This window comes from Tenacibaculum mesophilum (assembly GCF_003867075.1).
Taxonomy (GTDB): domain Bacteria; phylum Bacteroidota; class Bacteroidia; order Flavobacteriales; family Flavobacteriaceae; genus Polaribacter; species Polaribacter mesophilus.
Genome location: NZ_CP032544.1, coordinates 1,510,434 through 1,529,909 on the forward strand (window position 1 = coordinate 1,510,434; position 19,476 = coordinate 1,529,909).

Genomic DNA, 19,476 nt, shown 5'->3' on the forward strand with positions numbered 1-19,476 from the left:
TTAGTTTAAAAAGGTTTGTAATTCGTTTTGTAACTCTACATAGCTAAAAGTTCGTTCGTAAAATTTTCTCTTTTGCTTATTGTAAATTAGGGTTGCTGGTATTGAACCTGACCAGCTTTCTGCAATATCTCTAATCCAAAACTGCTCATTTGAATCTTCAAAATGAAGTATTTTAGATTGTAGTTTTTTCTTTTTGATAAATGGTATCAAATTCGTTTCTATTTGCTTAGAAAAATCTAAACTTACCAAAACAACTTCAACATTTTTATCTTTATATTTCTTATGAAGTTTTTCAAAAGCAGGTAACTCTTTTACACAAGGCATACACCATGTAGCCCAAAAATTAACTACATACGTTTTATCGTTGCTTTTATGTAAAAATGGTTTTAACTCTTCGTAATTTAACGTAGTAATTTTAACTTTTTTAGATGTGTCATTTACCTGAGCTTTGGCTGTTGTTCCACTAAAAAAAGCGGTTATTATAAGTATGAGTAAGAATTTACTTCTATGCATTTTAAAACGATTTCTCTCAAAATTAACTGTTTATCGTATTAAAAAGATAGAATTAACTAAATATTAACAAGAAAAAAGCTCGGAAAATATATTTCCGAGCTCTTTATTTTATCACTGTATTTTGTTGTACTAACAAAAAATTTCATTCAGTAATTTAGCTAAACGTAAACCTCCTTTTTGTAACTGTTCTCTCACTACAGGAAAGTATACATACGAATAACGGTAACGTAAGTTCTCTCCTACTTCAGCAGATTTGTATACTTCTTTAGTAATCTTATGTGTATCATGTAGCCAATCTACAACAGTTCCTTTTTGAATTACTTTGATTTGTTCTTTAGATAAATCTCTTGCATTATCAGCTAATTCAACATAACTCATGTCCCATTTATTAATTAAATCTTCATCCCAAACTCTGTGTAAATTAGAGCCTTTTCCATGCCACTGAACCTGAATTTTATTACCTCCTAAATCTTCTTTTTGCCCAACATGCATGGGTTGATGTAAATCACCTACCAAGTGTACTAGCATTTTTAAGTAAAAACGCTTGTCTTCAATTGAACTATTTTCATCTTTTAATACTTTTACACATTGCTCTATACCAGTAATCATATCTCCTTTCGGATTTTTTTCGGTATCTTCATAACGAGCATCTAACGGCATGTTTACATAATGCCAAGTATAAAACTTTCCATATTTCTTTCTATCAGACTTTATTTCATCTGCAAAAGTAGATACAAACGCTAAACTCTCACCTTGTAGTAATTTTTCAATTTTCTTTCTAGCTTTCTTAGTCAAATGTTTTTCTGCAATTTTTCCAGTAGCTCTGTGACCTGTTGGCCCCCAAACATCTTCGTTATTAGCTATTGATGAAATACTCACTAACAATGCAACTAGTACTATTAAAAATTTTGTTTTCATGAATGGTTTAAATTATAATCGGAAGCTAAATTATAAAATATAATCATCAAAAATTTGGATTTAACAAAAATTAATTTATATCTTTATGATATCATTTTAACATCAATTTAATTAAAACAAATATGAAGGCAGAAAAAATTATCAAACCAGCAAATGGGTACCTAATGTTTTTTATTGTACTTATTCTTTTTATTGGCGGAATCGCATTAGCCGTTAAAACAGAAAATCCAATATTTATATTAATGTCTGTAATAGCATTTATTTTAGCATTGGGCTTTATTTTAGTAAACCCTAATTCTTCAAAAGTTCTATTATTCTTCGGTAAATATGTAGGTACTGTGAAGCAAAATGGTTTATACTGGGCTAATCCATTATACAAAAAGAAAACTGTTTCGTTAAGAGCTAGTAATTTTGATAGTGAGCGTTTAAAGGTTAATGATAAACTAGGAAACCCGGTAATGATAAGCACTATTTTAGTTTGGAGAGTTACCGAAACCTATAAGGCTGCTTTTGATGTTGATAATTATGAGAATTTTGTTCGTGTACAAACAGATGCTGCTGTACGAAAACTAGCTAGTATGTATCCATACGACAATTTCGCAGATGAGGGACACGAAGAAGATATTACACTACGTTCTAGTGTAAACGAAGTCAGTGAAGCTTTGGAAAAAGAATTAGAAGAACGATTAGCCATTGCAGGTATTGAGGTTCTAGAAGCACGAATTGGTTATTTAGCCTATGCACAAGAAATTGCAAGCGCCATGTTAAAGCGTCAACAAGCTACAGCCATCGTTGCTGCTCGACATAAAATTGTGCAAGGTGCGGTGGATATGGTGGACATGGCTTTAGAAGAGCTAAACAAAAAAGAAATTGTGGAGTTAGACGAAGAACGCAAAGCTGCCATGGTTAGTAACTTATTAGTTATTTTATGTGGAGACAAAGAAGCGTCTCCTGTGGTAAATGCTGGTACTTTAAACCATTAAGTTATCAACACAAAATCAATTAACGTGGTACAAATTATAAACACTATTATAGTATATATCTTAATTTTTATGAGCTCTTTACTATAAACTAAAAGAATTTTGAAATTGTATTTTTGTAACCATTTTTGCGTTTCAAAAAACACTATTATAAAACACAACATGGCAAAAAAGAAAGCTTTTGCACTCCGTATTAATGAAGAAATGTTAAAAGCCATTGAAAAATGGGCTTCCGATGAATTTCGATCTACCAATGGACAGATTGAATGGATGCTTATGCAAGCCCTTAAAGAAGCTAAAAGAGAGCCAAAAAAGAAAGAAGAAGAATAACAAATCTTAAGAACTTGTTAAAAAAAACGTCCAATTTTATTGGACGTTTTCTATTTTGTACATTGTACAATCTTAAATTACAAGCAACTAACTCTTATGAAAAACCTTTTTTATCTACTATTTATAACCTTCTCTTGCGCTACTTTTTCTCAAGAATTCTCAATGGATTTAGTCAAAAACATGAAACCGAGAAACATTGGTCCCGGTGGAATGAGTGGACGTGTCACAGCAATTGATGTTGTTGAATCCAATCCTGATATTATGTTCGTTGGTACAGCTTCTGGAGGTATTTGGAAATCTACTTCAGGAGGCATTAAATGGGAACCTATTTTTGATAAAGAAGTAACAGCCTCTATTGGTGCTTTAGCCATACAACAATCAAACCCTAGTGTAATTTGGGCAGGAACAGGTGAGGGAAACCCTCGTAATAGTTTAAATGGTGGTTACGGAATATTCAAATCTCTTGATGGAGGAAGATCGTGGAAATCGATGGGGTTAGAAAAAACACGTCATATACATCGTGTAGTGATACATCCAGACAATCCAGACATTGTTTACGTTGGTGCTATTGGATCACCTTGGGGTGAACATAAAGAACGTGGTGTATACAAAACTACCGACGGCGGTAAAACTTGGAAACAAATTTTATTCAATAATAATAAAACCGGTGCTGCAGATTTAATTATGGATCCATCCAATCCAAACAAACTAATAGCTGCTATGTGGGAACACAAACGTGATCCTTGGTTTTTTAAATCAGGAGGTAAAGGAAGTGGTTTATACATTACCCATGATGGTGGAGAAAACTGGAAAAAAATTACCGAAAAAGAAGGTTTTCCAAAAGGAGAATTGGGGAGAATTGGAGTAGCAATCGCTCCCTCTAACCCAAACACTGTTTATGCTTTGGTAGAAGCAAAAAAAAACGCTTTATATAAAAGTGAAGATGGTGGTTTTTCTTGGAAAAAAATTAATGATAAAAAAGGCATTGGAAATCGCCCTTTTTATTATTCAGAAATTTATGTAGATCCTCAAAACGAACATAAACTATACACTGTTTTTACCTATGTAAATGTTTCTATTGATGGAGGAAAGAACTTTAAGCAACTCATGCCTGCTTATGGTGTTGATAATGGTATTCACCCAGACCATCACGCTTGGTGGATTCATCCTAAAAATGGAAAATTCATGATTGATGGAAACGATGGTGGAATGAATGTTACCAAAGATGGAGGTAAAACTTGGCGTTTTATTGGGAATTTGCCTGTTGCACAATTTTATCATATTAATGTAGATAATGAGTTTCCTTACAATGTGTATGGCGGTATGCAAGATAATGGCTCTTGGCGCGGACCTGCTTATGTATGGAAAGACCAAGGAATACGAAATTCTTATTGGCAAGAGATTAGTTTCGGTGATGGTTTTGATGTTATTCCAGACAAAGACGACTCGCGTTATGGTTGGTCTATGAGTCAACAAGGTTATGTATCTCGTTACGATTACAAAACAGGTAATAATTACACTGTTCGTCCTACACATCCTGATGCTACTATAAAACTACGCTTCAATTGGAATGCAGCTATTAATATTGACCCGTTTGATAACAGCACTTTATATTTTGGAAGCCAATTTGTACACAAATCAACCGATAAAGGTTTAACGTGGAAAGTAATTTCTCCAGACTTAACTACGAATGATAAAAGCAAACTCAAGCAATCAGAAAGTGGTGGGTTAACCATGGACGCTACCGGAGCAGAAAATCACTGTACTATCTTAGTAATTGAACCTTCTCCCCTAGAAAAAGATATGTTATGGATTGCTACGGATGATGGACAAGTACATATTACTAAAAATGGAGGTACAACTTGGACAAATGTTGCCAAAAACTTGAAAGGTTTACCTGAAAATAGTTGGATTACGCAAATAAAAGCATCTAATAAAAATAAAGGAGAAGCTCTACTAGTTGCTAACGATTATCGTCGTTTTAACTATAAACCTTATGCATACAGAACAAAAGATTACGGAGCAACATGGGAACGTATTGTTGATGAAAGCGATGTAAAAAGCTTTACACAATGTATTATCGAAGACCCAATTGAGCCAAATTTACTATTCTTAGGAACTGATGACGGTTTATATATTTCTATCAACGCAGGAAAAAAATGGACAAAATGGACGGAAGGCTTCCCTACTGTTCCTGTAAAAGATTTAGTAATTCACCCAAGAGAGCACGATTTAGTTATTGGCACTTTTGGTAGAGCTGCTTGGGTGTTAGATGACATTCGTCCGTTAAGAGCAATAGCTAAAAACAAAAACATTCTTACCAAAAATATTGAGTTATTCACACCTCCAACAGCATATCAAGCAGCATACCAACAACCCACTGGTAGCCGATTTGGTGCTGATGCTATGTTTAATGGAACTAATAGAAGTCGTGGTGCTTTGGTTCAATTTTATGTGAATAAACCGAAATCAACAAAAAAAACTGAAGTAAAAGGCAAAGATTCTATTAAAAAAGAAGACGAGAATACCATAAAATGGGATTCTATCAAATTTGAAGTTTTTGATGGTAACAGACTTATTAGAACCTTTAAAAGAAAAACTCCCAAAGAAAATGGTATTCATAAAGGTGTTTGGTTTATGAGTGAAAAAGGTGTTGCCAGACCTTCTAGAACTATCAGGAAACAAAAAAGAGAACCTAGAGGTGTTAGAGTAAAACCTGGAACCTACAGCATAAAAGCTACGTTTGGTAATCAAACATCAGAACAAAACATTACTGTAAAGTTTGACCCTAGACTGCATATTTCTCAAAACGCAATCGATCAAAAATATGCAGCAGCCAAAGATCTTGAAGCTCAGCAAAAAATTATAGCTGATGCAGTAAAACAGTTAGTTGAGAGTAAAAATATTGCAAATAGTTTCAACCAAAAACTATCTAAAAAAGACAAAAAACTTTATAAAGAATCAATTAAAGATTCTAAAGATATTATTAAGAAAATAGATACACTTTTAGCTGTTTATTTAGGAAAGGTAGATAAAAGACAAGGAATTACACGAAACCCAGAAGTAAATGTTATGCAACGTTTAGGAACTGCTAGTAGATATGTGAATAGTAGATTTGGCGAACAAACTTCTACAGAAAAACAGTTAATTATTCAATTTAAAGAAGCTTTAAAACCTGCTTTAGAAAAAACCAATGCTTTCTTTAATAAAGATTGGAAAGAGTATAAGGCAGAAGTTGAGAAAATAGATTTATCTCCTTTTAAAGAAACCAAGCAGTTTAGCTTAGAATAACAAACCCTATCAAAAAAACGAAATTAATAACCCAAACACACACTTATGAAAAAACATTTCTTATTACTTGCCATTGCCGTTTCGGTAATTGCTTGTAAAACGGATAAAAAAGAATCTGTTAAAACCAGTACAGCTCCCAAAAAATATTCTATTGAGCAAATGATGGATAACGAAAACGTTTTTGGTGGAAGTTTTTCTCCTGATAATTCTAAGTTACTTGTAACTAGTAATCGTTCAGGAATCTATAACATGTACACCGTTTCAACATCTGGAGGAGAATTTGAACCTATTACAAAATCAGATAGTTCTTCCGTTTTTGCAACATCTTATTTCCCAAAGGATGAAAGAATGTTATTTAGAATGGATAATAATGGAGATGAAATTTATCATATCTTTTTAAGAGAACTTAACGGTGATATTAAAGATTTAACACCAACTAAAGGTGCCAGAGCAAGCTTTTTTGGTTGGGCTAAAGATGAAAAAAGTTTCTTTTTTACTTCAAATGAAAGAGACAATCGTTTTATGGATCTCTATGAAATGGATGTGGAAACGTTTACTCCAAAAATGATTTATGAAAATAAAGAAGGTTATAACGTAGCAGCAATATCAAACAATAAAAACATACTAGCCCTAAGCAAAACGGTTAATACTAACGATAGTGATTTATTTTTGTTTGATAGAACCACCAAAGTAATCACCAAAATTAACCTAAGATTAAGTGGTAATTCTGCTGCTGATTTTTCTATTGATGATACCGAGTTCTACTATACAACAGATGCTGAAGGTGAATTTGCTACTTTAATGAAATATACAATTAGTACTAACGAAACAGAAAAAGTACTAGCCAAAGATTGGGATATTTCCGGAAGCTACTTTACAAACAATGGTACCTATAGAGTAACATACATTAATGAAGATGCTAAAAATGTAATTGAAGTTTATGATGTTAAAGCTGGTAAAAATATTGAGCTTCCTAATGTTGATGGAAAAAGTATTACTAGCGTTGGTTTTTCTAGAGACGAAAGTATGATGCGTTTTTATGCTGGTGGTTCTAATACTCCTTCAAACTTATATGTGTATGACTTAAAAACAAAAAAACAAACGCAGCTAACCGATGTGTTAAATAAAGAAATTAATCCTGCTGATTTAGTAAAAGCGAAAGTAATTCGTTACCCTTCTTTTGATGGAGTAACTATTCCTGCAATTTACTATGTACCTCATCAAGCTTCAGAAGACACTAAAGTTCCTGCTTTAGTTTGGGTTCATGGAGGTCCTGGAGGACAATCACGTCAAAATTTCAGTTCTAGAATTCAATATTTAGTAAACCATGGCTATGCTGTTTTAGCTGTAAACAATCGAGGTAGTAGCGGATACGGTAAAACCTTTTTTACTATGGATGATTTAAACCATGGAGAAAAAGATTTGCAAGATTGTGTAGAAGGGAAAAATTGGTTAGCAAAACAACCAGAAATTGATGCTGAAAAAATAGGTATTATTGGAGGATCTTACGGTGGTTATATGACCATGGCTGCTTTAACATACACTCCAGAAGAATTTGCTGTTGGTGTAAACATTTACGGAGTTACAAACTGGATGCGCACCTTAAAAAGTATTCCATCTTGGTGGGAATCTTTTAGAGAGGCTTTATATAAAGAACTAGGAGATCCACACTCTGCAGACTCAGTAAGATTGAAAAGAATTTCTCCTTTATTCCATACAGACAAAGTAACCAAGCCATTAATGGTATTACAAGGAGCTAAAGACCCAAGAGTTTTACAGGTAGAATCTGATGAAATTGTAGCTGGTGTTAAGAAAAATGGAGTTCCTGTAGAATATGTGCTGTTTGATGATGAAGGGCATGGTTTTGTTAAAAAGGAAAATCAAATAGAAGCTAATAGTAGAATCTTACAATTTTTAGACACCTACTTAAAGAAAGAAGAACCTATAAAAAACGACCAATTATAAATAAACTCGAAGAACTTTAACAATATAACTTTTCATACAAATTATTGAGTTTATATTTTTGTCAATACAACATAAAATCTCCCGTATATTTATTTATGTGGGAGATTTTTAATATGACAAAGAACTACAACACTATTATTATGCGAAAATTATTCTTATTAATTGTCTCTTTACTTTCATTAAACAGTTTTTCACAAAATCAACCTGATCCAACAAAAGAATTAGGGGTTTGGTACATGTATAACGGATCACACCAAATTTCAGATAAATTTGGTTTAAAATCTATGGCACATTTTCGCTTTTTTGAAGTTGGAGATGACATGCAGCAGTTTATCGGGCGTTTGGGAGCTAATTATAAGTTCAATAAAAATATCAACGCTACTATAGGGTATGCCTTCTTAAACACTGATGAAACTTTTAATGTTAATGCAGGCGACTTTAACGAACATCGTATTTATGAAGACCTAAATGTAAATCATAAAATAGCTAGTTTAAACTTAGCACATCGTTTTAGAGGTGAACAACGTTTTTTTAAATCAACTACCAGTAATTTCTTTCGATATCAACTTGCATTGGGACATCCTATCAATGAAAAATGGTCTACATACCTATACAATGAAACCTTTTTAGATTTTGAGGGAGAAGCTTATAATCAAAACTGGTTTGGAGCTGGTTTTAAATATAAAGTATCTGACGTAGTTAAGCTTCAAGCAGGATATCAACTAATACATGTAAACGAGGTTGGTAACTTTAATAGAATTCAATTAGGAGTTGCAATAAGTACAGATCATAGAAAATAGAACTAACTAATATTTCATACTTTAGCGACAAATTATTTTTAAATGGAAGCACCTCTTTTTACAAACGATGCAATCGTATTTGGTATTTTAATGATTTCGTTAGGTTTTGTATTTTATACAGAATCAAAAACCTCAGGATTTTGGCCTAAGTTTTATAAAATAGTCCCAGGTTTATTCATGGCTTATTTTATCCCTGCAATATTTACTACTTTAGGAGTTATTTCTCCAGAATGGGAAACTACCAGTGCTGCTGGCGAAGTCGTAAAAAACAAATCACAACTATACTATGTTTCTAGTAGGTTTTTATTACCTGCTGCCTTAGTTTTAATGACATTAAGTATTGACTTAAAAGCTATTTTCAACTTGGGCTCAAAAGCTTTAATCATGTTTTTTACAGGAACTGTTGGTATTGTTATTGGAGGACCAATTGCCATTTTATTAATTTCTACTGTTTCACCAGAAACAGTAGGAGGAGCTGGATTTGATGCTGTTTGGAGAGGACTTTCTACCTTAGCTGGTAGTTGGATTGGTGGTGGAGCTAACCAAACTGCTATGCTAGAAATTTATCAATACAATCCAGCTAAATATGGAGGAATGGTGTTTGTTGATATCGTAGTAGCTAATATTTGGATGGCTATCATTTTAATTGGAATTGGTAAAAAAGACAAAATAGATAAATGGTTAAAAGCTGATACTTCAGCTATTGAAGATTTAAAACAAAGAGTTTCTAACTTTACACAAAGTGTAAAAAGAACTCCTACTTTAACCGACTTTATAATTATGCTTGCCATTGCTTTTGGTACTGTTGGTTTTGGTCATTTTGCAGGAGCGTATTTAAGTGACGTTTTTGCTTCGTTAACAGCAACTATGGAATCTCAAACTACAAAAAACATTTTCTCTTTCTTGGGATCAAACTTTTTCTGGTTAATTAGTATATCAACAATTGCTGCTGTTATTTTATCTTTTACTAAAGCTAAAAATTACGAAGGTGCCGGTGCTAGTAAATTAGGAAGTATTTTTATTTATGTACTGGTAGCAACTATTGGTATGAAAATGGACTTAACGCTAATTTTTGATAATTTCAATTTAATTTTTATTGGTTTGGTATGGATGGCAATTCATGCTGGATTATTAATCTTAGTAGCTAAATTAATTCGCGCTCCATATTTCTTCTTAGCAGTAGGAAGTCAGGCAAATGTTGGTGGGGCTGCATCTGCCCCAATCGTAGCGCAAGCTTTTCATCCATCTTTAGCAACTGTAGGTGTTTTATTAGCTGTTTTCGGATACGCTATCGGTACCGTAGGCGCAATCCTATGTACAATTTTAATGGAAATAGCCTCAAAAGTTTAGGAGAAATCTGCATATTTGCAACAGACAAATTTTGAATTCAATGAAGAAAATTATTGCTTTTTTCGCAATTGCACTTGTTGCTTTTGCTTGTTCCTCTAAAAAAGAAGGAAACATGGTTGTTAAAGGTCAGATTAAAGGATTAAAAAAAGGTACTTTATATCTTCAAAAGATGAAGGACACATTATTGGTATCTGTTGATTCTATGGCGTTGTTAGGTGATGATAAATTTATATTAACAGATAATGTTGAGTCTCCTGTAATGTATTACTTAACTTTTGATGGTAATACAACAGATAAACACATTATGTTTTTTGGGGAAGAAGGTGAAATTACCATCAACGATAAAATTGAAGAGTTTGGTTTTAAACCTGAAATTAAAGGTTCTAAAAATCAAGAAGTAATGAATGAGTATCGTAAAATAAACCAACGTTTTATGGAGCAACGTCTAGATTTTGTAAAAAAAGAAGTAGAAGCTCGTCAAGCTCAAGATGAGGTACAATTAGAACAAGTAGAAGCAGATTATAAGAAAATGGTACGTCGTCGTTTCTTATTCTCTACAAACTTTGCTATTGCAAACGCTGATAGTGAAGCTGCACCATACATTGCATTATCTGAACTATATGATGCTAACATTCAGCTTTTAGATACTATTAATAATAGTTTAACTGATAAAGTTAAAAATTCTGAATACGGTAAACGTTTACAAAAGTTTGTAGATGATATAAAAACTAAAGAAGGAAAGTAAATATTCTTTTCTTTAAAAGAAGTAAAAAAGCTCATTCAGTTTGAATGAGCTTTTTTACTTTTATATTCTAAATTTTAAAAGACAATACTGGTAACTTACTGTGATTGGCAATATCTTCTGAAATACTACCTTCAAAAAAGTGTGCTATTCCCTTTCTACCATGCGTAGCTACTACTAAAACATCTGAGTTTATTTTGTCTGCATAATAGAACACTCCCTTTTCTACAAAATAATCAGAAATTATTTTTACTTTATGAATGTTTTCATCATAACTTTCATTTGTTTGATTAAAAAAATGCTTCATTCTTTCTTCTAACTCTTCGGTGCTTTTAAACTTAGACGTTGGTGTACTTACATATACCAGCTCCATATCTGCATTAAACTTCTTAAGAAACTCTTTCGCTTCCATATATGGTTGTACATCGTCATCAGAAAAGTCACAAGCAAACAGTATCTTTTCTATCTGTTTTACTATCGGTTCCTCTTTTATTACTAATACAGGTACATGCGCATAACGGATTACCTTTTCTGTATTAGAACCAATAAACATTTCTTTTAAACCACTAGCTCCTTTAGATCCCATAACAATCAAATCTGCTCCTTCATTTCTTGCCAACTGGTCTATTTCGCTAAAGATTTTAAAATGCTTTATAATTGGAGTTACTTTTATACCCGATAAATACTCTTTCTCTAAAAATTCTGCTAACTTTTTCTCAGACATTTGTAAATAAAACAACATTTCTTGTTGTAAATAACTTTCTGATCTACTTAAAACAGCATTAGATAACTCAAGCATATGTACTACCAACACCTCAGCGTCTGACTTTTTTGCTAAAAAAGCTGCTGTTTGTAAAGCATTTTCAGAATATTTAGAAAAATCAACTGGGACTATAATTTTTTTCATGATTAATTACTTTTAGGTTCTACGTCTTCTATAAAGTTACCTAAATTTTATCAGTAAAGCTATGATTTTTGTCACTTTATAAACCACTATATATTCTATACATTTGCTTTCTTAAATTTTACATTTGTTATGGATAAAAACTCTTCTAAATTTGTAGGCGTTGTTGTACGTGCCTTTATTTCTTTAATGGTCGTTTCTATTTTAGGTATTTTATTAAAGTTTTTTATTACCATACCCAATCGTATTTTTTTTAATAGATCTATAGCATATACTAGTACACATTATTCATATAAACCAGGACAAAATGGATGGACTTTTGATTTTTTTGTATTAAACAATGATGGTTTATATGTAGCCTTACCCTTACTTCTAGTGATTTTTATTGCTTTAGTTTTTTACTTTGGAGTATTTTCTGCTATTGCAACATTTTTAAATTTTAAAGCACAAAACACGCAATTAGCCAAAAGAGATTTTATTTTAACACTACTTGTTGTTAGCTTCTACTTTATGCCCAAATACATAAATATTGATTCTTTTTTAAACATCAATGAAAGAGGTGATTATGTACTTAAAGAGCGCATATATAATCCTAATAATGAAATTTGGGAAATAGGTGTTCAAAAAATAAGAGGTAACTATATTAAAGAACATAAAACCGTAAGCAATGACTCTTCATTTTTAGTTGTAAGAAAATTTAACACTAAAAAAATAGATACAGTTTTATTTGAAAAATTAGTTATTCCAGGCAATAATGTTTACGTTTTTAGTGCAAAAGATACCTTATGGTTATTTGAAACTTCTAATAATTATATAAAAGCTTTTAACATGGTTAACAGCAACATGGTTATAAAAAACAAAGAAGACTTAAACCGTATGATGCCCAAAAAACATCAAAAAAGTGGTATTGCCGAATTAAGTTATTCTCCTGCTCAAAAAAATAGTGTCTATGTAAAAACTAATTACGGTGAGGTGTTATACTTGCATACAGATGATAATTTAATTACTGATAGATACAAATACACTAACAGCACATACTATCTAAGACGCATAAACGAACATAGATATAAATTATATGCAAAAAAGAAACAGCTAGCTACTACCTTACAAGAAACTATCTTTTTAAATGCTGAAATTATTTCTTATAGAAATAATGTTGTTGTTATTAGATACAAAGTCAACATAAAAAAAGAAACTCCTTATATCATTTCAGCATATGATACTATAACAGGAAATAAACTATGGGATTTTAATGAAGAAAACAATCCTTTTTTAAATAATGCTTATGGTAAAGTTACTGTGAATGCAACTTTTTTACCAAACAAAACAATTCTTAGTTTTTATGATGTTTTTACATTAAAAGGAAATGTAATAATAGACAATCAAGGAAACTATATAAAACAGGAAATTAACATAACCAACTATTAAACAAGTTTTTTACACTTTTCAAAATTATGATTAATGGCAACCTTCAACTGAATTATGAAGATCAGATACAGGAAGTGGAGAAACATAAGGTATTCCTAACCCTAGTCCTCTAAGAATAAACAATACTCCAATAATAATTACAACATAAGGTATTGCTTGTTGAATTCTTTTTCGCACCAAACCATTTGCAAAATTCCCTACATAAACCACTGCCGTCATTAATGGTATTGTTCCTAATCCGAAGAGAAACATATATAGGCTTCCTGATAACATATTAGTTGTACTCAACGCTCCAAAAACTGCCATATAAACTAATCCACAAGGCAAAAATCCATTTAGAAAACCGATGGTAAAAAAAGTATCATTTCCTTTTTTCTTTAATTCTTTCCCTAAAGAAGACTTTACTTTCATTACCAATTTATTTATTGGATTTGAAAAGTTATATTTCTGAAAAGTTTTAGGTATTAAAACTGCAAAAATCATTAATACACCAACAATAATTGATAGTTGTTGCTGAAACCCAAAAAAATAAAACCCTTTACCTAGTAAACCAAATAAAAAGCCTATTAAACTATAAGTAAATAAGCGTCCTAAATGATAACTAGTTATTTGAAAAAACTGTTTTACTTTATTCGTTCTGTCTACAGGTAACATAAAGGCTATAGGACCACACATGCCTATACAGTGAAAACTACCTAATAAACCAAATATGATTGCTGAAAGAAACATTAAAACACTAACTCTTTCTGAAATAAATAATCTTTATTTTTGTAGTTCCAGGAAACTGTTATGTTCCAACGACCACCCAACAAACGTTTCTCAGGCACGAGCAAATATGTTTCGGAAATCGAAATAGGTATTTCGAAATCCAATTGTTTATCAGATGGTCTGTATAGGAACACTTTTCCTTTTATATCTTTAGGGTTAAAGTCCGTTGGAAAATGGACTTTAATTCCTTCAGTTACTTTTTCTATTTTAATATTCTTTTTTAATGCTTTCGCATTTTTAGTAGCATCTAATTTGTTCTGAAATTCTAATTCTTGTTGGTAGTATTTTTCAGTTACTAAATCGTGATTAAAGTTTTTACCTGTACTCATCGTAATTACGAAATACATAATAAAGCCTATAAATCCTATTATTGCTATTACTATACCCGTGCCCCAGTTTAGTTTCATTTTAATTTGTTTTTAGTCTTTGGTTCTTAATCTTTATTCATACTTACTCCTAAAAGCTAATGAACTTTAGACTGATTTATCTATAACTTCTTGGTCCTAAAAAGTTGGTTGTAGTAGTTTCAATAAGTTTATCACCACTATACACTCCTATTTTTAGTTTTTCTTTTTCATTTTTCATTTCAGACTGATGTAACTCTATAAATAAGGTTCCTTCTGCTAATCCTTGTTTAGGTACTTCAAAATCTTGATGTGTTACTGTTTCTATTTTTCCTTTATGAGATAACAATTTATAACTCACATTATCTATTTGTTTTGTTGTTTTATTTACTACTTTAAAAGTGTAAATATTACTAATAACTCCGTTTTCTTTGTGTTGATACAACTGCCCTGGCAATCGTAAAATTGTTGCTTCTACATCGTTCCTCAAAAACAGCATCCCTATTAAAATTCCTATTAAAATAAACAAAACTGCTGAGTACCCTTTCATTCTTGCAGTGAATTTAAAAGGTGCTTTCTTTACAATATTTTCTTCACTTGCATAACGAATAAGTCCTTTTGGCAATCCTACCTTTTCCATTATATGGTCACATTCATCAATACAAGCTGTACAGTTTACACATTCTAATTGCGTACCGTTTCGAATATCTATTCCTGTAGGACATACATGCACACATTGAAAACAATCTATACAATCTCCTTTTCCAGACGCTGCTCTATCTTCTTTTTTATTAAACTTTCCTCTCCCTGCTTTTCCTTCTCCTCTTACATGATCGTAAGCCACATTAATAGTTTTATTATCTAACAGCACTCCTTGCAGTCTACCATAAGGGCAAGCTATAATGCAAACTTGCTCTCTAAACCATGCAAAAATAAAATAGAAAACTCCTGTAAAAATTAGCAATGATATTAAAGTACTAATATGGTCTAATGGGTTACCTGTTATGTAACTTATTAATTTATCACTTCCTATTAAATATGCTAAGAAAACGTTTGCTATAATAAAAGAGATGATAAAAAAGACTATCCATTTTAAGACTCTTTTTCTTATTTTTTCTGCATTCCAAGCTTGTTTTGCTAAACGAATTTGTTTTCCTCTATCTCCCTCTATTAAATATTCAATTTTCCTAAAAACCATTTCTAAGAAAATAGTTTGCGGACAAATCCAACCGCAAAAAATTCGACCAAAAACAACAGTAAATAGAATGATAAACACCACTCCTATTATCATTGAAATCACCATTAAATGAAAGTCTTGTGGCCAAAAAGGAAATCCGAAAATGTTAAATTTACGTTCTAAAACATTAAATAGTAAAAACTGATTTCCGTTAATTTTAATAAACGGTGCTAGTAATAAAAACGCTAATAAAAAATAGCTTATATAGCTTCGATACTTATAAAACTTTCCGCTTGGTTTTTTTGGAAACACCCAAGCCCTTTTTCCTTCATCATTTATAGTACCAATACTATCTCTGAATTGTTCGTTTTTGGGTGTTTCCATAATCAACTATTAAAAACTAATTTGTAACTTCTATTTTTATTGAATACTATCTTTTACTTGCTCTTCTACTGGTTCTGCAACAGTTGATGCTTGACCTTCTTCTTTATATAACTCTCCTTGAGGTTCTTTTGGTTTTGCTGGTGTAGTTCCTTGTAAAGAAATTATATAACTCGCAACCTTTTGAATGTCTTTAGGTTTTAATGTTTTGTTCCAAGCAACCATACCTTTACCATCTCTACCTCCATTAGCAACTGTATTAAAAATATTCTTCATTCCTCCTCCTAAAATCCAATACTCATCTGTCAGATTAGGTCCTATACCTCCTCCTCCATCAGCCATATGACATGCTGCACAGTTTAAATTAAATACAGCTTTACCTCTACTTAAATCGGCATCAGAAGTTAATACTGTAGCAGTTTCTGCATCAATAATAGCTTCCTTTGAGTTTGATTTAAATGCTGCTAATTCTCTTTTAGCTTCTGCTACTGCTTGAGCATACTCCATTTCTTGGTTATCTGCTCCTAATACATGATATCTTACTAAATATACTGCTGCAAAAATGATTGTTGCATAGAACATATATAGCCACCATGGTGGTAAGTTATTGTCTAACTCTTTAATTCCATCATAATTATGATCAAGAATAATTTCATCTTCTTGCTCAATTGCTTTGGCCTCTGTCCATTTACTAATAAGTTTTTTAGCCCAAGCCCATTTATCAACTTCTTCTGGTTTAATTCCATCTTTTTCCATTTGAAGTTGCTCTGCTCTTTGCTGAGCCACAATATTTAAAACTTCTTTTAAAACTACAACAGTTATAAGCCCTACAATCGCTATCCAAACTAATGGGTGTTCATATAGACTAAATGGATTTTGATATGATTTAATTGCAGTAGCAATAGCAAAAAAGGTTACTGCAACAAAAATGATATATACTATAGACTGAAAATATTTTTTCATCTTTTTAAATTTTACTAATTATCTAAAGGCAATTCACTTACCCTACTTATATATTCTTTCTTGGCTGTAAATACCCACCAAAACAACACTACAAAAAATGTAAAGAATATGGTTAGTGAAATAATTGGGTATATTTCAATACCTGCAATAGTTTCCATATGATTTTTTACAAACTTTAACATAATTTCTAGTTTTTAGCGCTTAATTGGTCTTGAACATCTTTAATCTTAATATCGGTACCTAATCGTTGTAAATAAGCGATTAAGGCTACGATTTCCCTATCTTTCATTTCTATGAAAGTTTGTCCATTTTCTTGAGCATACTTTTTATCTGCTTCATAGTTTGTTGCAAAGTCTGGATCAGCATACAAGTTCTCTTGAATTTTAGCTCCTTGCTCTTCCATGCTTGTTTGTGCATTTGCAATATCTTCTTCCGTATAAGGAACTCCTAAGCTAACCATTGCTTTCATTTTGCTTTCGGTATCACTCTTATCTAACTTATTTCTTACTAACCATTGGTATGCTGGCATAATAGATCCTGGAGATGTACTTTGTGGATCATACATATGATTTAAATGCCAACTATCGTTATACTTTCCTCCAACTCTTAATAAATCTGGACCTGTACGTTTAGAACCCCATAAAAACGGATGGTCGTATACAAACTCTCCTGCTTTTGCAAATTCTCCATAACGTTCTACTTCCGATCTAAATGGACGTACCATTTGTGAGTGACATCCCACACATCCTTCACGGATATAAATATCTCTACCTTCTAATTCTAGAGGAGTATAAGGTTGTACGCTTGTTATTGTTGGAATATTAGATTTTACTAATAATGTTGGAATAATTTGAACAACTCCTCCTATTAAAATCGCCACTGTAGCATATATAGTTAATTTTACAGGCCTTCTTTCTAACCAAGTATGCCAACCTTCTTTAGAAGTTCTGTATTTAGATACTTTTGTTAATGCCGCTGCTTCTGCTAGTTCATCTGTTACTCCACTTCCTGATCTTACCGTTTTAACAATGTTATATAACATTACAAATGCTCCAAGGATAAATAAGCTTCCTCCAATAGCACGCATCCAATACATTGGAATAATTTCGTTTACTGTTTCTAAGAAGTTACCATAAGTTAACGTTCCATCTGGATTAAACTGTTTCCACATTGAAGCTTGTACAAATCCTGCAACATACATTGGTAGCGCATACATAATAATACCTAAAGTTCCAATCCAGAAATGGAAGTTAGCCAATGCTGTAGAATATAATTTTGTTTTGAACATTCTTGGTACTAACCAGTATAACATACCGAAAGTTAAGAATCCGTTCCAAGCTAAGGCTCCTACGTGTACGTGAGCGATAATCCAATCACTAAAGTGCGCAATTGCATTTACATTCTTTAATGATAACATTGGTCCCTCAAAAGTTGCCATACCATAACCTGTAATTGCAACTACCATGAATTTTAATACTGGATCTACTCTTACTTTATCCCAAGCTCCACGAAGAGTTAACAATCCGTTAATCATACCTCCCCAAGATGGTGCAATTAACATTACTGAGAACGCAACTCCTAAATTTTGAGCCCAATCTGGTAATGATGTATATAATAAGTGGTGAGGCCCTGCCCAGATGTAGATAAAAATTAATGACCAAAAGTGCACAATAGATAATCTATATGAATATACTGGACGATTAGCCGCTTTAGGAACAAAGTAATACATTAATCCTAAGAACGGAGTCGTTAAGAAGAATGCCACAGCGTTGTGTCCGTACCACCATTGTACCAGTGCATCTTGAACCCCTGCATACACTGAGTAACTTTTCATGAAACTTACTGGCAACTCTAAACTATTAAAAATATGTAATACTGCTACGGTTACAAAAGTTCCTAGGTAAAACCAAATTGCTACATATAAATGACGTTGTCTTCTTTGTAAGATTGTCCAAATCATGTTAGCACCAAAAGCCACCCAAACTAGGGCTATGGCAATATCGATTGGCCATTCTAATTCAGCGTATTCTTTTGAAGTGGTATACCCTAGCGGAAGTGTTATGGCTGCTGCAACAATTATTAACTGCCATCCCCAAAAGTTAAAGTTACTTAAAAAATCACTCGCCATACGGGCTTTCAGTAATCGCTGTAGTGAGTAGTAAACTCCTGCAAAAATGGCATTTCCAACGAATGCAAAAATTACTGCGTTCGTATGTAATGGTCTTAAACGTCCAAAACTTAACCACGAAATACCGTCAGTTAAATTTGGGAATAAAAACATAAAAGCCAATAACAATCCCACTGAAAAACCTACTATTCCCCATAGTAAGGTTGCGTAGATGAATTTTTTTACGATCTTATTATCGTAATAAAATTGTTGCATTTCCATAATCTATTTGAATTTAATATCTATTGTTAATTGTTAGTTCTTTGTTTCCTCTTTTACCAATTCATCATCAAACAACATGCGAACCGACGGCGTGTACGAATCATCGTACTGCCCTTTTTTTACTGAAACAATAAATGCTATAAAGAAAATAATAGCCACTAAAATACTTAGTGATAATAGTAAGTAAATAACGCTCATATCTTGCCTGATAATTATAGTTCAAAGATACTTGT

At 32.1% G+C, this 19,476-nt stretch carries 18 protein-coding genes; 8 read left to right on the forward strand and 10 right to left on the reverse strand.

Annotated elements, in window-relative coordinates; translation table 11 throughout:
* Together D6200_RS06890 and D6200_RS06895 are read right to left on the reverse strand one after the other, a co-directional pair.
* Entirely contained in the window at positions 1-513 is a 513-nt protein-coding gene (locus D6200_RS06890; RefSeq protein WP_047790130.1) for a TlpA disulfide reductase family protein, read from the reverse strand.
* Positions 514-642: 129 nt separating this feature from the next.
* Positions 643-1,431: a S1/P1 nuclease gene (locus tag D6200_RS06895; RefSeq protein ID WP_047790129.1), complete on the reverse strand. Its 789-nt coding sequence runs from the start codon at positions 1,429-1,431 to the stop codon at positions 643-645.
* A 122-nt stretch (positions 1,432-1,553) separates the two neighbouring features.
* Here D6200_RS06895 and D6200_RS06900 point away from each other — a divergent pair, with 122 nt between their 5' ends.
* The 7 genes from D6200_RS06900 (at position 1,554) to D6200_RS06930 (ending at position 10,892) form a co-directional block, all read left to right on the forward strand.
* Positions 1,554-2,414: an SPFH domain-containing protein gene (locus D6200_RS06900; protein WP_073184482.1), complete on the forward strand. Its 861-nt coding sequence runs from the start codon at positions 1,554-1,556 to the stop codon at positions 2,412-2,414.
* 159 nt (positions 2,415-2,573) lie between these two features.
* Positions 2,574-2,741: an Arc family DNA-binding protein gene (locus tag D6200_RS06905; RefSeq protein ID WP_073184483.1), complete on the forward strand. Its 168-nt coding sequence runs from the start codon at positions 2,574-2,576 to the stop codon at positions 2,739-2,741.
* Between the two features lie 96 nt (positions 2,742-2,837).
* Positions 2,838-6,032, forward strand: coding sequence for a WD40/YVTN/BNR-like repeat-containing protein (locus D6200_RS06910; protein ID WP_073184484.1), 3,195 nt, complete (start codon positions 2,838-2,840; stop codon positions 6,030-6,032).
* A gap of 45 nt (positions 6,033-6,077) precedes the next feature.
* A complete protein-coding gene (locus D6200_RS06915; protein ID WP_073184485.1) occupies positions 6,078-7,997 on the forward strand; it encodes a S9 family peptidase in 1,920 nt (639 codons plus the stop codon).
* Positions 7,998-8,137: 140 nt separating this feature from the next.
* Positions 8,138-8,797: a DUF2490 domain-containing protein gene (locus tag D6200_RS06920; RefSeq protein WP_073184598.1), complete on the forward strand. Its 660-nt coding sequence runs from the start codon at positions 8,138-8,140 to the stop codon at positions 8,795-8,797.
* Positions 8,798-8,839: 42 nt separating this feature from the next.
* Positions 8,840-10,147, forward strand: a complete 1,308-nt coding sequence (locus D6200_RS06925) for a DUF819 family protein (RefSeq protein ID WP_047790125.1) — start codon at positions 8,840-8,842, stop codon at positions 10,145-10,147.
* A gap of 40 nt (positions 10,148-10,187) precedes the next feature.
* A complete protein-coding gene (locus D6200_RS06930; protein WP_073184486.1) occupies positions 10,188-10,892 on the forward strand; it encodes a DUF4369 domain-containing protein in 705 nt (234 codons plus the stop codon).
* Between the two features lie 67 nt (positions 10,893-10,959).
* Here the strand turns inward: D6200_RS06930 and D6200_RS06935 are convergent, their stop codons facing one another.
* A complete protein-coding gene (locus D6200_RS06935; protein WP_073184488.1) occupies positions 10,960-11,796 on the reverse strand; it encodes a universal stress protein in 837 nt (278 codons plus the stop codon).
* Between the two features lie 129 nt (positions 11,797-11,925).
* Between D6200_RS06935 and D6200_RS06940 the strand changes: the two genes are divergently transcribed.
* On the forward strand, positions 11,926-13,221 hold the full coding sequence (locus D6200_RS06940) for a hypothetical protein (protein ID WP_073184490.1): 1,296 nt from the start codon (positions 11,926-11,928) through the stop codon (positions 13,219-13,221).
* A gap of 30 nt (positions 13,222-13,251) precedes the next feature.
* Here the strand turns inward: D6200_RS06940 and D6200_RS06945 are convergent, their stop codons facing one another.
* From D6200_RS06945 to ccoS, 7 genes are all read right to left on the reverse strand, one after another.
* Entirely contained in the window at positions 13,252-13,950 is a 699-nt protein-coding gene (locus D6200_RS06945; protein WP_073184492.1) for a sulfite exporter TauE/SafE family protein, read from the reverse strand.
* Complete coding sequence (locus tag D6200_RS06950) at positions 13,950-14,396, reverse strand: FixH family protein (protein WP_047790120.1); 447 nt, start codon at positions 14,394-14,396, stop codon at positions 13,950-13,952. Before D6200_RS06950 ends, D6200_RS06945 begins: the two co-directional genes overlap by 1 nt.
* Before the next feature lie 76 nt (positions 14,397-14,472).
* Positions 14,473-15,894 (reverse strand): cytochrome c oxidase accessory protein CcoG, encoded by a 1,422-nt coding sequence (ccoG, locus tag D6200_RS06955; protein ID WP_073184494.1) that lies wholly within the window; start codon positions 15,892-15,894, stop codon positions 14,473-14,475.
* A gap of 36 nt (positions 15,895-15,930) precedes the next feature.
* On the reverse strand, positions 15,931-16,854 hold the full coding sequence (locus tag D6200_RS06960; RefSeq protein WP_047790118.1) for a cbb3-type cytochrome c oxidase N-terminal domain-containing protein: 924 nt from the start codon (positions 16,852-16,854) through the stop codon (positions 15,931-15,933).
* 14 nt (positions 16,855-16,868) lie between these two features.
* Entirely contained in the window at positions 16,869-17,036 is a 168-nt protein-coding gene (locus tag D6200_RS06965) for a cytochrome c oxidase subunit IV (RefSeq protein ID WP_047790117.1), read from the reverse strand.
* Between the two features lie 5 nt (positions 17,037-17,041).
* Positions 17,042-19,243, reverse strand: a complete 2,202-nt coding sequence (gene ccoN, locus D6200_RS06970; RefSeq protein WP_073184496.1) for a cytochrome-c oxidase, cbb3-type subunit I — start codon at positions 19,241-19,243, stop codon at positions 17,042-17,044.
* A gap of 33 nt (positions 19,244-19,276) precedes the next feature.
* A complete protein-coding gene (gene ccoS / locus D6200_RS06975; protein ID WP_073184498.1) occupies positions 19,277-19,441 on the reverse strand; it encodes a cbb3-type cytochrome oxidase assembly protein CcoS in 165 nt (54 codons plus the stop codon).
* Between the last annotated feature and the right edge of the window lie 35 nt (positions 19,442-19,476).